The sequence below is a fragment of the Micromonospora sp. NPDC005707 genome, assembly GCF_040631005.1.
Lineage (GTDB): Bacteria > Actinomycetota > Actinomycetes > Mycobacteriales > Micromonosporaceae > Micromonospora.
The window spans coordinates 115062-128203 of record NZ_JBEXYR010000004.1 but is presented as its reverse complement, the minus strand read 5'-3'; the positions used below and the strand labels follow the sequence as shown (position 1 = coordinate 128203).

15 protein-coding genes are annotated in these 13142 nt (G+C 72.9%); 10 read left to right on the top strand and 5 right to left on the bottom strand.

The genetic code is table 11. From position 1 onward, the window contains the following. Positions 1-4: 4 nt before the first annotated feature. Positions 5-1042: a Ku protein gene (locus ABZ452_RS08380; RefSeq protein WP_357940304.1), complete on the top strand. Its 1038-nt coding sequence runs from the start codon at positions 5-7 to the stop codon at positions 1040-1042. 237 nt (positions 1043-1279) lie between these two features. After that, positions 1280-1720, top strand: a complete 441-nt coding sequence (locus ABZ452_RS08375) for a PASTA domain-containing protein (RefSeq protein ID WP_357940302.1) — start codon at positions 1280-1282, stop codon at positions 1718-1720. 43 nt (positions 1721-1763) lie between these two features. Here the strand turns inward: ABZ452_RS08375 and ABZ452_RS08370 are convergent, their stop codons facing one another. Continuing rightward, entirely contained in the window at positions 1764-2156 is a 393-nt protein-coding gene (locus ABZ452_RS08370; protein ID WP_357940299.1) for a PPOX class F420-dependent oxidoreductase, read from the bottom strand. A gap of 171 nt (positions 2157-2327) precedes the next feature. Here ABZ452_RS08370 and ABZ452_RS08365 point away from each other — a divergent pair, with 171 nt between their 5' ends. The 6 genes from ABZ452_RS08365 to ABZ452_RS08340 all read left to right on the top strand — a co-directional run bounded on the left by ABZ452_RS08365 (position 2328) and on the right by ABZ452_RS08340 (position 6508). Continuing rightward, positions 2328-2987 carry an FKBP-type peptidyl-prolyl cis-trans isomerase gene (locus tag ABZ452_RS08365; RefSeq protein ID WP_357940297.1) on the top strand — a complete coding sequence of 220 codons (660 nt, stop codon included), beginning with the start codon at positions 2328-2330 and terminating at the stop codon, positions 2985-2987. A 139-nt stretch (positions 2988-3126) separates the two neighbouring features. Further along, on the top strand, positions 3127-3984 hold the full coding sequence (locus ABZ452_RS08360) for a hypothetical protein (protein ID WP_357941045.1): 858 nt from the start codon (positions 3127-3129) through the stop codon (positions 3982-3984). A gap of 26 nt (positions 3985-4010) precedes the next feature. Further along, positions 4011-4271 carry a YciI family protein gene (locus ABZ452_RS08355; protein WP_357940295.1) on the top strand — a complete coding sequence of 87 codons (261 nt, stop codon included), beginning with the start codon at positions 4011-4013 and terminating at the stop codon, positions 4269-4271. 27 nt (positions 4272-4298) lie between these two features. Further along, on the top strand, positions 4299-4958 hold the full coding sequence (locus tag ABZ452_RS08350) for an HAD family phosphatase (protein ID WP_357940293.1): 660 nt from the start codon (positions 4299-4301) through the stop codon (positions 4956-4958). A 66-nt stretch (positions 4959-5024) separates the two neighbouring features. Beyond that, entirely contained in the window at positions 5025-5294 is a 270-nt protein-coding gene (locus ABZ452_RS08345) for a MerR family transcriptional regulator (RefSeq protein ID WP_357940291.1), read from the top strand. A gap of 200 nt (positions 5295-5494) precedes the next feature. After that, positions 5495-6508, top strand: a complete 1014-nt coding sequence (locus tag ABZ452_RS08340; protein WP_357940289.1) for an NADPH:quinone reductase — start codon at positions 5495-5497, stop codon at positions 6506-6508. A 185-nt stretch (positions 6509-6693) separates the two neighbouring features. Here the strand turns inward: ABZ452_RS08340 and ABZ452_RS08335 are convergent, their stop codons facing one another. Further along, positions 6694-8328 (bottom strand): fatty acid--CoA ligase, encoded by a 1635-nt coding sequence (locus ABZ452_RS08335; RefSeq protein ID WP_357941043.1) that lies wholly within the window; start codon positions 8326-8328, stop codon positions 6694-6696. Between the two features lie 99 nt (positions 8329-8427). On the opposite strand from ABZ452_RS08335, the gene ABZ452_RS08330 reads away from it, so the two are divergent. Next, positions 8428-8919 (top strand): NUDIX domain-containing protein, encoded by a 492-nt coding sequence (locus ABZ452_RS08330; protein WP_357940287.1) that lies wholly within the window; start codon positions 8428-8430, stop codon positions 8917-8919. Here ABZ452_RS08330 and ABZ452_RS08325 read toward each other — a convergent pair. Next, the gene (locus ABZ452_RS08325; protein WP_357940285.1) at positions 8912-9808 is read right to left on the bottom strand and encodes an EamA family transporter; all 897 of its coding nucleotides are present in this window, start codon (positions 9806-9808) and stop codon (positions 8912-8914) included. The two genes, ABZ452_RS08330 and ABZ452_RS08325, sit on opposite strands and share 8 nt — an antisense overlap. Positions 9809-9892: 84 nt before the next feature. Here ABZ452_RS08325 and ABZ452_RS08320 point away from each other — a divergent pair, with 84 nt between their 5' ends. Continuing rightward, positions 9893-10792 carry a LysR family transcriptional regulator gene (locus tag ABZ452_RS08320; RefSeq protein ID WP_357940283.1) on the top strand — a complete coding sequence of 300 codons (900 nt, stop codon included), beginning with the start codon at positions 9893-9895 and terminating at the stop codon, positions 10790-10792. A 25-nt stretch (positions 10793-10817) separates the two neighbouring features. On the opposite strand, the gene ABZ452_RS08315 is transcribed toward ABZ452_RS08320, so the two are convergent. Further along, a complete protein-coding gene (locus ABZ452_RS08315; protein ID WP_357940281.1) occupies positions 10818-12491 on the bottom strand; it encodes an MDR family MFS transporter in 1674 nt (557 codons plus the stop codon). Positions 12492-12542: 51 nt separating this feature from the next. Then, positions 12543-13091, bottom strand: a complete 549-nt coding sequence (locus tag ABZ452_RS08310) for a type 1 glutamine amidotransferase domain-containing protein (RefSeq protein WP_357940279.1) — start codon at positions 13089-13091, stop codon at positions 12543-12545. Positions 13092-13142 lie beyond the last annotated feature (51 nt).

Genomic DNA, 13142 nt, shown 5'->3' with positions numbered 1-13142 from the left:
CGTCATGCGGGCGATCTGGAAAGGAGCGGTGTCGTTCGGCCTGGTGTCGATCGGGGTGAAGGTCTACTCGGCGACCGAGGAGAAGGACATCCGCTTCCATCAGGTGCACCGCGAGGACGGCGGCCGCATCCGCTACAAGCGCACCTGCTCGGTCTGCGGCGAGGAGGTGACCTACGACGACATCGCCAAGGGCTACGACATCGGCGGCGGCGAGATGGTCATCCTCACCGACGAGGATTTCGCCGAGCTGCCGCTGACCACCTCGCACGCGATCGACGTGCTGGAGTTCGTGCCGGCCGAGCAGGTCGACCCGATCCTCTACAACAAGGCGTACTTCCTGGAGCCGGAGGGCTCGGCCACGAAGCCGTACGTGCTGCTGCGCGACGCCCTGTCCGACTCGGAGCGGGTGGCCATCGTCAAGGTGGCGCTGCGCCAGCGGGAGCAACTCGCCACCCTGCGGGTCCGCGAGGGCGTCCTGCTGCTCAACACCATGCTCTGGCCCGACGAGATCCGCCAGCCGGACTTCGGCTTCCTCGACGAGGACCTCAAGGTACGCCCGCCGGAGCTGGCCATGGCCAGCTCGCTGATCGACTCGATGGCCGGCGAGTTCGAGCCGGACGCCTTCACCGACGACTACCGGGCGGCGTTGCAGGAGGTCATCGACGCGAAGATCGAGGGCCGCGAGGTCGTCCAGCCGGAGGAGGAGGAGGCCGCGCCGGCCGCCGCCGTGGATCTGATGGCCGCCCTGAAGGCGTCGGTCGAGCGGGCCCGGGCGGCCCGGGGCGAGGCGCCGGAGGGCGGGGCGGGCGAGCCGACGCCGATTTCCGCGGCGCGCTCGGCCCAGAAGGCGGCGAAGGCCACCAAGGCGCCCGCCAAGAAGGCCGCGGAGAAGAAGGCCGCGGCCAAGAAGGCCCCCGCCAAGAAGGCGGCCGAGAAGAAGGCCGAGCCGGCCAAGAAGACCGCCGCCAAGAAGACCTCGGCGAAGAAGGCGCCCGCCAAGAAGGCGGCCGAGAAGAAGGCCGCCCCCCGCAAGACCGCCTGACCTGCTGCCTTCCGCCAGCCGTTTGGATCTTGCAGCTCGGCTACTCGCTGAACGGGGAGTGGCCGAGCGGAGGTTCCCAGGAATGCTTGAGCTGGCAAAGATCGCTCGGTGACAACCGAACCCCCCACCTCGCCCTGGCCGATGCCGCCTCAACCGCCGGCGCACCAACCCTCGCCGCCGTTTCCTGCCCCGGCCGCGCCCCGACGCAAGCTCGGCACCGGCGCGATCATCGGCATCGTGATCGGCGCGGTCGTCCTCGGCTGCTGCGGCCTCACCGGTGTGGTTGCGCTGGTCGGCGGAGACGACCCGGCATCCACGTCGGCCAAGAAGGTCGCGCCGACGGCTGCTGCCGCTCCGGTCGTCCCGTCGCTGCCTCCCACGACCGCAGCGGCTCCCACAACCGCCGCGCCCACCGTGTCCACCGCCCCGACCACTCCGGCGGCCCCACCGAAGCCGACCACCGTCGTCATGCCGAATCTGGTGGGGATGAATGCCGCGGTCGCTCAGGACAAGCTCGAGAGGCTCGGCCTGACCAACATCCAGCTCGGCAGCCAGGACGAGAACGACACCCTCGTGATCCTCGCGGCGAACTGGACGGTGACCAAGCAGTCCCACAAGAAGGGCGCCCGGGTCGCGCTCGACGAGCTGGTGGTCCTGACCTGCACGAAGCAGCGATGAGGTGTGCATCCCGCCGGACGTTTCCGGCGGGATGCACAGCACGTCAGCCTCGGCCGAGGCGCTCCGTCGGGGTGATGCGGACGATCACCCGCTCCTCGCCGGGCCGGCGGAACGGGTAGGTCTCCTGCCCGAGATACTTCTGCGCCATCCGGTCGATGTGCGCGTCCGCCCCCTCGGTGACCAGCTCGGCCCGGCCCTTCACCCAGAGCGTGCGGAAGTCGTCCGCCTTGTCGACGACGGAGACGGCGACCACGGGGTTGCGGGCGATGTTGAGGTACTTCTGCCGGCCCTTGGCCGTGTTGAAGACGATGTGCTCGCCGTCGGTGTCCACCCACACGGGGGTGACGTGCGGAGTGCCGTCGGACTCGATCGTCGCCACGTGGGCGAGCTGCGGCTCGGCGAGCAGGGCCAGGTCTTCTTCGGTGAGGATCGCCATGGTCGAGAACCTACCCCCGGGGACCGGGTCGTCACCCGATGTTCCCTCCGGGCCGGCCTGTCGGGATCGGCCCGGCCAAAGGAGCACCGCGGGCGTCCGGGCGGGTACCGTGTGCGCTGGCCTCGGCGGCGGCCCGCCGGGGGCACCCACCCCACCCAGCAGGGAGTCGACGTGAGCGAGCGCGTGGAGAACCGGTCGGCGGGCCAGAGCCCGGGCACCAAGGCGGAGCGGCGGCTGGCCGCCCAGCTGGCGGCCAAGAAGGCCGCCGAGGCGAGGCGCCGCCGGCAGTCGATGTTGGGGGCCGCCGCCGGTGTGATCGCCGTGGCGGCCCTGATCGCCGGCATCGTCTGGCTCAACAACGGCGACGACGACAAGGCCGCGAGCACCGCCGCCACGCCCAGCGCGACCGTCCCGGCCGAGCCCACCGCCGCCCCGGAGCAGCAGCTCCCCGCCGACCTCGACCCGGCGCTGAAGACCAAGCCGGCCGTCGAGGCGGGCAAGGGCGAGCTGAAGAAGCTGACCGTGACCACGCTGGTCAAGGGCAAGGGTGCGGCGGTCAAGGCCGGCCAGCAGATCACCACGAACTACGTGGGCGTGTTCTACAAGGACGGCAAGGAGTTCGACGCCTCCTGGAACAACGGCCAGCCGGCCACCTTCCCGATCGGCGTCGGGCAGGTCATCCCGGGCTGGGACCAGGGCCTGGTGGGTGTCCCGGTCGGCAGCCGGGTGCAGCTGGACATCCCGGCCGAGCTGGCGTACGGCAACGACGCGTCGGGCGGCCGTCCGGCCGGGCCGCTGCGCTTCGTCGTCGACGTGCTCGCCGCGCAGTAGCTCACAGCAGGCTTCCGTCCGGTCACCCTGCGGCAGTAGGTTCATGGTCACCGCGGGCGGTCCACCCGCCCGCGGCGACCCGCCCACCGACGCGGAGGTGCACGTGGCGGCGCTGGACGACACCGGGCTGGCCCGGCTGATGTGGACACATTTCGAGCCGGTCCACGCGGTGACCTACTTCCACCCCCGGGCCCGCTCGGCGTACGAGGCGGTCGGGCTGCGCGGCTACTGGCGGGGCTACTTCGCCGGCCGGGCCGCCCCGCTGGGGGCGGTCGGCGCGCCGACCGTGGTGGCCGCGTTCTTCAGCTTCGCGCCGTCGATGGTGGCCCGGGCGCTGCCCTCGGTGTGGCGGCTGGCCACCCCGCAGGAGGCGCTGCGCGCCCGGCTCACCGGCGCCGTGCAGGCGCTCGCCGAGTTCACCTACGAGCTGCCCGAGTCGCACCTGGTCGAGGCGGCCGACCTGCTGGAGGAGGCGGCCGCGCGGGTGGAGCCGGCCGGCCGCGTGCTCGGGTCGGTCAACGCGGCCCTGCCCCGGGGCGAGTACCCGCTGGCCCGGCTCTGGCAGGCCGCCACCACGCTGCGCGAGCACCGGGGCGACGGACACGTGGCAGCGCTGGTCACCACCGGCCTCGCCCCCGTGGACGTGGTGGCCTGGCGGTGCCGGGTCGACCAGTCCCGCGAGTTCCACCAGGCGGCCCGGGGTTGGACCGACGAGGAGTGGGCCGCCGCCGAGGAGCGGCTGGTCGAGACGGGCTGGCTGACCGCCGACCGGGCGCCGACCGAGCACGGCACCGCGACCTTCCGGGCCGTCGAGGAGGCCACCGACCGGGCCGCGCTCGGGCCGTGGCGGGCGCTGGGCGCGGAGCGGAGCGCCCGGCTGCGCGAGCTGCTCGAACCGATCGCCACCCGCTGCCGCACGATCATCCCGCCGAAGGCCCCGATCGGCCTGCCGGCCCAGCGCGGGTCCGCGAAGGACGCGGCGGCCCCGGCCCGCTGAGTGCCGGGCGGCGTAGCCTTCCGGGCATGTGGATCGTGGAACTTGCGTTCACCGCGGCGCCGGAGCGGCTCGCCGCCCGCCCCGCCCACCGCGCGCTCCTCGTCGAGCTGCACGAGAAGGGCGTCGTCCGGATGGCCGGCCCGCTGGCCGACGACTCCGGCGCCGTGCTCGTCTTCGACGTGCCGGACCGGTCGGAGCTGGACCGCCTGCTCGCGGCCGACGCCTACTTCACCACGCCCGGCGTGGAGGTCACCCGGGTCCGGGAGTGGGCGCCGTTCCTGACCTGACCCCGGGCCGTCCGGCAGGATGGGTACGTGGTGGACGCGGTGCTCTTCGACCTGGACGGCGTGATCGTGGACTCCGAGCCCGTCTGGGAGGAGGTCCGGCGGGCGTACGTGGCGGAGCACGGTGGCACCTGGCAGCCGGACACCCAGCGCCGGCTCATGGGGATGAGCACCGGCGAGTGGGCCGCCTACCTCAGCGGTGAGCTGGGCGTCGACCGCACCGCCGAGCAGGTCGCCACCGAGGTGGTGGCGGAGATGACCCGGCGGTACGCGCAGCGCGTACCCCTGATCGACGACGCCGACGCGGTGGTGCGCCACACGGCCGCGCGGTGGCCGCTCGGGCTGGCCAGTTCCTCTCCCACCCGGCTGATCGCGGCGGCGCTGGACGCGACGGGCCTGGCCGACGCGTTCGGCGCGACCCTGTCGACCGAGGAGACCACCCGGGGCAAGCCCGCGCCGGACGTGTGGCTGGCGGTGGCGGCCCGGCTCGGCGTCGACCCGTCCCGGTGCGTGGCGGTGGAGGATTCCTCGAACGGCGTCCGCTCGGCGGCCGCCGCCGGATGCCGGGTGGTGGCCGTGCCGCACGGCTCCTACCCCCTCGATCCGGACGCGGAGGCCCTCGCGGCCGTGCTGCTGCCGTCGATCGACGCGCTCACCCCCGAGGTGGTGGAACGCGCGGCTTGCACCTGACGCGACGTCAGGTCCTAGCGTCGCCCAGGTCGCCGCAGGGCGCGGTGACGCGAGAGGGAGTGGGACGTGGCGTCCACCTGGCGGATCGGTGAGCTGCGCCGGCGTACCGGGCTGACGGTCCGGACCCTGCACCACTGGGACCACGTGGGGCTGCTGCGGCCGTCCGCCCGGACGTCGTCGGGGCACCGGCTCTACGACGAGCGGGACGTGGGCCGGCTGTACCGGATCGTGGCGCTGCGCGAGCTGGGCCTGCCGCTGGAGACCATCGGCGAGGGATGCAGGCGGAGAACAGCGCGGAGATCGCCCAGCAGTACGGCGGCCCCTCCCCCGAGCTGATCGACTACGTGCAGCGCGGGGCTCCGGCCGGCTGAGTGGTTACGCCATCGGTGTCCCCGGTGCCCGTCCACACCCATGGCGTCCCGCCCGTCACGGCGTTATCCGCCGGCGGCCCGGTTGTACGGTTTCCGGGGCGTGCCGGATCGGAATGATCGCGGGGCGTCCGGGTAGCGCAGCCGCAGGACGGCGGAGGGACGGCGATGAGGGCGATCGTGTACGAGAGCAACGGGGACCCCTCGGTGCTCCAGGTGGTGGACCGGCCGGTGCCGGAGCCGGGCCCCGGCGAGGTGCTGGTGCGGATGGCCGTGGCCGGGGTGAACCCGACCGACTGGAAGGCGCGCCGCGCCTGGCCGCTGCCGCAGGGCTGGCAGATCCCCGGGCAGGACGGCGCCGGGGTGATCGAGGCGGTCGGCGAGGGCGTCGACCAGATCCTCATCGGCGAGCGGGTGTGGCTCTGGGAGGCGGCCTGGCAGCGCCCCTGGGGCACCGCCAGCGAGTACACGGTGGTGCCGGTCCGGCACGCGGTGAGCCTCGGGTCGGCCTCGTTCGACCTGGGCGCGGCGCTGGGCATCCCGTTCATGACCGCGCACCGCTGCCTGACGGCCGGCGAGTTCATGCCGGACAAGCTGCACGCCGGCGCGCTGAGCGACCACGTGGTACTGGTGCAGGGCGGGGCGGGCGCCGTGGGGAACGCGGCGATCCAGCTGGCCCGCTGGGCCGACGCGTGCGTGATCGCCACGGTGAGCAGCCCGGAGAAGGCGCAGCTCGCCGCGGCGGCCGGGGCCAGCTTCGTCATCAACTACCGCGAGCAGGACGTGGTCGAGGAGGTCCGCAAGATCGCGCCCGACGGGGTGCACACGATCGTCGAGGTCTCGGCCGCCCGCAACGCCGCCGCCGACGTGCAGGTGCTGCGTACCGGGGGTGCGGTCTGCGTCTACGCCGACGACGGCGGCGAGCAGGTGACCCTGCCGATCCGGGCGCTCATGATGCCGAACGCGCGCTGGCAGTTCGTGCTGATCTACACGGCGCCGAAGGCGGCCAAGGCGCAGGCCGTGACGGACATCGCGGCGGCGGTGGCGCAGGGCGCGATCCGGGTGGGCGAGGAGGCCGGCCTGCCGCTGCACCACCACACGCTGGACGCGGCCCGGGCGGCCCACGAGGCGGTGGAGAACTCGGTGGTCGGCAAGGTGCTCATCACGACCAGCGAGACGTGAGAACGCGAAACGTATTTCGCCATCATCGGGACAGAGACGAACAAGTTTCGCGAGAATGACATTGCGGGTCGCCCCGCATTGGACGGGCGGCCCCGGCGCGGTGCGAACGCCGGGGCCGCCCTCTGGGGAGGAATGTTCGTGAGGAACACGTCCTACCCGTGCTGGCGACGCTACGCCGGAAAGTGTTACGGCGCGGTCAGTTCCCGCACGTCCAGGCCACCCTCGGCGTAGCGGGAACGCACCACCTTCTTGTCGAATTTGCCGACGCTGGTCTTCGGGACCGCGTCGATGAACGCCCACCGCTCGGGCAGCTGCCAGCGCGCCACCGACGTCGCCAGGAACTCCCGCAGCTCCTCGGCGGTGACCGAGGCGCCCTCCCGGACCACCACGGTCGCGAGGGGCCGCTCGTCCCAGCGCTCGTCCGGCACGCCCACCACGCACGCCTCCAGCACGGCCGGGTGCGCCATCAGCGCGTTCTCCAGCTCGACCGAGGAGATCCACTCACCGCCCGACTTGATCACGTCCTTGGCGCGGTCGGTGAGGGTGATGTAGCCGTCCGGCGAGAGCGTGCCGACGTCCCCGGTCCGCAGCCAGCCGTCGCGGAACTTCTCCTCGTCCGGGGTCTCGTCACCGACGTACCGGGCGGTCACCCACGGCCCACGGACCTCCAGCTCGCCCACGGACGTGCCGTCGGCGGGCAGCGGCTCGCCCAGCGGGCCGACGATCCGCGCGGCCACCCCGGCCGGCACCCGGCCCTGGGTGTAGCGGTAGCGCCACGCGTCCTCGCCGGTCGCGCCGGCCGGCGGCCGCGAGACCGAGCCCAGCGGCGACATCTCGGTCATGCCCCAGGCGTGGATGACCTCGATCCCGTGCCGGTCGTGGAAGGCGTGCATGAGCGACGGCGGGCAGGCCGAGCCACCGACGATCACCTCCTGGAGCGACGACGTGTCCACCTCGTGGCTGTCCAGGTAGGACAGCAGGTCGGTCCAGATGGTCGGCACCGCGCCGGCCAGGGTGGGACGCTCGGCGGCGATCATCGCGGCGATCGGCTCGGCCTGGAGGAACCGGTCCGGCATGATCAGCGACGCGCCGGAGAGGAACGCCGCGAAGGGCAGGCCCCAGGACATCGCGTGGAACATCGGGACGATGGCCAGCTCGCGGTCCTTCGGGCCGAGGCCGAAGCCCTCCGGCATGCAGACCTGGAGCGAGTGCAGGTAGATCGAGCGGTGCGAGTAGGCGACCCCCTTGGGGTTGCCGGTGGTCCCGGAGGTGTAGCAGAGAGCGGCGGCGTCGCGCTCGTCCACCTCGGGCCAGTCGTAGAACTCCGGCCGGTCGGCCAGCAGGGCGTCCCAGTGGTGCACGGTGATCCGGTCGCCGGTCGCGGCCAGCAGCGGGGCCGGGTCGCCACCGCCGACCACCACGACGTGCCGCACCGTGGTCATCTCGCCGATCACCCGGGCCAGCAGCGGGATCAGCGTGGTGTCGACCAGGACGACGCGGTCCTCGGCGTGGTTGGCGATGTAGGCGACCTGGTCGGGGAAGAGCCGGATGTTGAGGGTGTGCAGCACCGCGCCCATGCTCGGCACGGCGAAGTAGGCCACCAGGTGCTCGTTGTTGTTCCACATGAAGGTGGCGACCCGCTCGTCGCCGGTCACCCCGCACTCGTCGCGCAGCGCGTGGGCCAGCCGGGCGGCCGTCCTGCCGACCTCGGCGTACGTCATCCGACGGGGCTCGGCGCCGGTCCAGGTGACGACCTCGGCCGTGCCGTGCACGGTGGTGCCGTGTTCGAGGATCCGGGCGACCTGGAGGGGGGCGTCCATCATCGTGCTACGCATGGGTAACAACGTAGTGTCGCCGGTCACACGAGCGGAACCCCCGGAACGGCCGAGCCGATCGGGGAAGCTGCGTAGATTGTCCGGGTGAGCATCTCGTGGGCCGACTCGTACGTCGGGCAGCTCCGGGCCCTGGCCGGTGACCGCACCCTGATGTTCGTCGGCGCCCGGGCCGTGGTGCGGGACAACGCCGCCCGGGTGCTGCTGATCCAGCGCTCGGACAACGGCCAGTGGGCGCTGCCGGCCGGCGCCATGGAGCTGGGCGAGTCGATCGCCGACTGCGCCGTCCGGGAGGTCCGCGAGGAGACCGGACTGCGTGCGCTGCGGGTCTGCGCGTTCGCCCTCTACACCGGCCCCGACTTCACCAACACCAACATGTACGGCCACACCTACCAGGTCTTCACCACGGCGTTCCGCGTCGAGGAATGGGACGGCCAGCTGGCCCGGATGACCGACGAGACGACCGACGCGGGCTTCTTCCACCCGGAGGAGCTGCCCACCCCGCTCTCCGGCAGCGTCATCGAGACCCTCGCCGATCTGGACGTCTTCGAGCAGACCAACCGCCTCATCCTCAAGTGACGGCGCCGGCCGCCACGGGCCGCTCGTCGGGGGCCGCCCCGGCCTCGCCCGTCCGGGCGCCGGACCGTTCCGCGCCGATCCCGGCCACCACCACGAAGGCGATGCCGGCCACCGCGGCGACGCCCGGCACCTGACCCAGCGCGACCAGGCCGACCACCAGGGCGATGGCGGGCTCCAGGCTCATCAGCGTGCCGAACGCGGCCGTGGTGAGCCGGCGCAGCGCCAGCAACTCCAGCACGAACGGCACGACGGGCAGCAGCACGGCCAGCCCCAGGCCGGCCAGGAGCACCGGCCAGGTCAGGTCGCCGAACACCGACGGACCGACCACCACGGTGGCGACCACGGCGGCCACCGGCATGGAGACCGCCAGGCCGCGGATGCCCGAGACCTCGTCGCCCACCCGCTGGGTGAGCAGGATGTACGCGGCCCAGCAGGCGCCCGCACCCAGCGCGTACGCCACCCCGACCGGATCGGCGCCGCCGTGCCACGGCTCGGTGAGCAGCAGCACCCCGACCGCCGCGAGCGCCGGCCAGAGCTTGGCGCCGCCCCGACCACGCGCCACGGCCACGCCCAGCGGCCCGAGGAACTCCAGCGCGCTGGCCGTACCCAGCGGAAGCCGGGCCACCGCCGCCATGAACAGCATGGTGACGCCGGCCGTCACCACGCCGAGCGCCACGCAGGCCCACAGGGCGGAGCGGGTGAAGGCCGACGGGCGGGGCCGCACCAGGATCGCCAGCAGCACCCCGGCCCAGGCCAGGCGCAGCCAGGCGGCGCCCTCCGGACCGACCCGGTCGAAGAGCCCCACCGAGGCGGCCAACCCGAGCTGGACGCAGGTCATGGAGGCGACGGCCATGGCGGTGCCGGCGCGGGCCGGGGTCACGGTGCTCATGCGGACAGTAGAACCGGTCCGGACCGCTCACGTCCACGTGCCATTCCTGGACAGACCGTTCGACAGTCGTGAACAATCGTCGGCATGGACCTGCGTCGCCTGCGCCTGCTGCGGGAACTGGCCCGGCTCGGCTCGATGCGGCAGGTCGCCGACGAGCTGCACGTCACCACCTCGACGGTGTCGCAGCAGCTCGCCGTGCTGGCCCGGGAGGTGGGCACCGAACTCGTCGAGCCGCACGGCCGCCGCGTCCGGCTCACCCCGGCCGGGCGCCGGCTGGCCGAACACGCCGTGACGATCCTCGCCGCGGTCGATGCCGCCCGCCTCGACCTGGACCCGCGGGCCGAGCCGGCCGGCACCGTACGCGTCGCCGGGTTCGCCACCGCCGTCCGGCGCTCGCTGCTGCCGCTCACCGCCCGGCTCGCGGCGGACCACCCCGGGGTGCGCCTTCGCATCCACGAGCACGAGCCGGCCGAGGCGTACGCGGCGCTCGCCGCCGACGGCGTCGACCTGGCGCTGACCTACGACTACAACCTGGCCCCGCTCGCGCCGGACCCGGCGCTGGACGCCACGCCGCTGTGGTCGGCCGCCTGGCACCTCGGGGTGCCGGCCGGCGCGGTGGCCCTCCCGGACGCGGACGCCCCGACGGTGTTCGGCCGGTTCCGCGACGCGGACTGGATCGTCAACTCGCGCAACACCGCCGACGAGGTGGTGGTGCGGACCATCGCCTCGATGGCGGGCTTCGAGCCCCGGATCGTGCACCGCGCGGACAGCCTCGACCTGGTCCAGGACCTCATCGTGGCGGGGCTCGGCGTCGGCCTGCTCCCCGGCGACCAGCCCACCGGGCCCGGCGTCCGCCTGTTGCCGCTCACCGGACCGCAGACCCTGCTACGCGCCTACGCCGTGACCCGCCGCGGCCGGGCGGCCTGGCCGCCGCTGGCGCTCATCCTCGACCTGCTCACCGCCCCGCCACGCGACGCCGGGTGACCCACCGCCGCGCCCGCCCGTTCGGTCAGAGCATCGTCTGGGACTTGGACTCCATGTCGGCGGCGGCCTCCTCCTTCGACTCCCTGGTGAGGGGCTTGCCGCCGGGGGCGGCCGCCGGGCCGCCGAGCGGGTCCGCGCCGCCGGTCGAGCCCTGCGGGCCGGCGCCGCGCAACTGCTCGTTCGGCATCAGCAGGGTGACCAGCACGGCCAGGATGGCGATCAGCCCGGTGGTCAGGAAGACCAGGTGCAGCGACTCGACGAACGAGGCCTGGATGGCGGCCCGCACCGGCCCGGGCAGCGCCAGGACGGTCGCCGGGTCGTTGATCGAGACGTTGGCGCCGCCGCTCGCCGCCACGGCCGCCCGCTGGTCCGGCGGGAGCTGGGCGAGCGCCGCCGGCAGCCGGCCGGCCAGCTCGCCGCTGAGCCGGGACGACAGCACCGCGCCGAGGATGGCCACGCCGAACGAGCCGCCCAGCGAGCGGAAGAACGTCGCCGAGGAGGTGCCGGCGCCCAGGTCACGAGGGTCGACCGCGTTCTGCACGCCCAGGATCAGCGACTGCATGCACAGGCCCAGCCCGACGCCGATCACCACCATGAAGCCGAAGGCCACCCAGAGCGAGGTGGCCACCTGGAGCTGCCGGAACAGCAGCATGCCGGCGACCAGCACGGCAGCGCCGGCCACCGGGAACCACTTGTACCGGCCGATCCGGCTCATGGCCCGCCCGGTGATGATCGAGGTGACGATGATGCCGGCCATCATGGGCAGCATCAGCAGACCGCTCTTGGTCGGCGAGGCGCCCTTGACGATCTGGAGGTAGAGCGGGATGAAGATGATCGACCCGAACATCACCAGACCGAGCACGAAGCCCGCCGAGTTGGCCAGCGCGAAGGTGGCGCTGCGGAACAGCCGCAGCGGCAGGATCGGCTCGCGTACCCGGGCCTCCTGCAGCACGAAGAGCACGCCGAGCACCGCTCCGGCAACGAACAGCCCGATGATCACGCCGGAGCCCCAGGCGTACTCGTTGCCGCCCCAGCTCAGCGCGAGCAGCAGGCAGCTCACCCCGGCCACCAGCAGCCCGGCGCCGACCCAGTCGACGGTGTGCTCCCGGCGCTGGAACGGCACCAGCCGCATGACGTGGTAGCAGACCACGATGGCGAGGATCGCCAGCGGCACGTTGATGTAGAAGATCCACCGCCAGTTGGTCTCCGCGAAATAGCCGCCGACCAGCGGGCCGGCGACCGAGGAGATGCCGAAGACCGCGCCGAACAGGCCCTGGTAGCGGCCACGCTCGCGGGGTGGCACCACGTCCGAGATGATGGTGAACGCCAGCGTCAGCAGGCCGCCCGCGCCGATGCCCTGCACGCCCCGGGTGACGATCAGCTGGGTCATGTTCTGCGACAGCCCGGCCAGCAACGAGCCGAGCAGGAACGTGCCGATCGAGAAGAGGAAGACCGGGCGGCGCCCGTAGAGGTCGGCCATCTTGCCGTACAGCGGGGTCGAGGCCGTGGAGGCGAGCAGGTACGCCGTGACCACCCACGAGTAGTGGTTGATCCCGCCCAGCTCACCGACGATGGTGGGCAGCGCGGTGCCGACGATGGTCTGGTCGAGCGCCGCCAGCAGCATGCCGGTCATCAGGCCGAGCATCAGCAGGCGGATCTGGCGGGCGTGCAGGACGGGACGAGCGGCCTGGGCTGTCATCCCGCTTCCTTTCCCACCGGGGGCGGATCATGCCCCCGGTGGGAGAAGAAGTCAGTGCTTCCCCTCGGCGAACTCCTCGACGATCTTGTCGCAGAAGGCCGGCAGGTCAGCCGGCTTGCGGCTGCTCACCAGACCGTTGTCGGTGACGACCTCCTGGTCGACCCAGTTCGCGCCGGCGTTCGCGAGGTCGGTGCGCAGGCTCGGCCAGGAGGTGATCGTGCGGCCGCGCACCACGTCCGCCTCGACCAGCGTCCACGGGCCGTGGCAGATCACACCGACCGGCTTGCCGGCCTCGAAGAACGACTTCACGAACCGCACCGCGTCCGGGTCGGTCCGCAGGAAGTCCGGGTTCGCCACGCCGCCGGGCAGCACCAGCGCGTCGTACGCCCCCGCGTCCGCCTCCTTGGTCGTCACGTCGACCGGGTACTGCTTGCCGTGGTCGAGGTGGTTGAAGGCCTGGATCGAACCGGACTCGATCGAGACGAGCTCGACCCGGGCGCCCGCGTTCTCCACCGCCTCGCGGGGCTTGGTGTACTCGACCTCCTCGACGCCGTCGGCGGCCAGGAACGCGATCCGCTTGCCCTGCAGTGTCGCTGCCATGGTGGTTCTCCTCTCCGGGGTGTGCCTGCACCCGTTCCCGGACGGGACCGG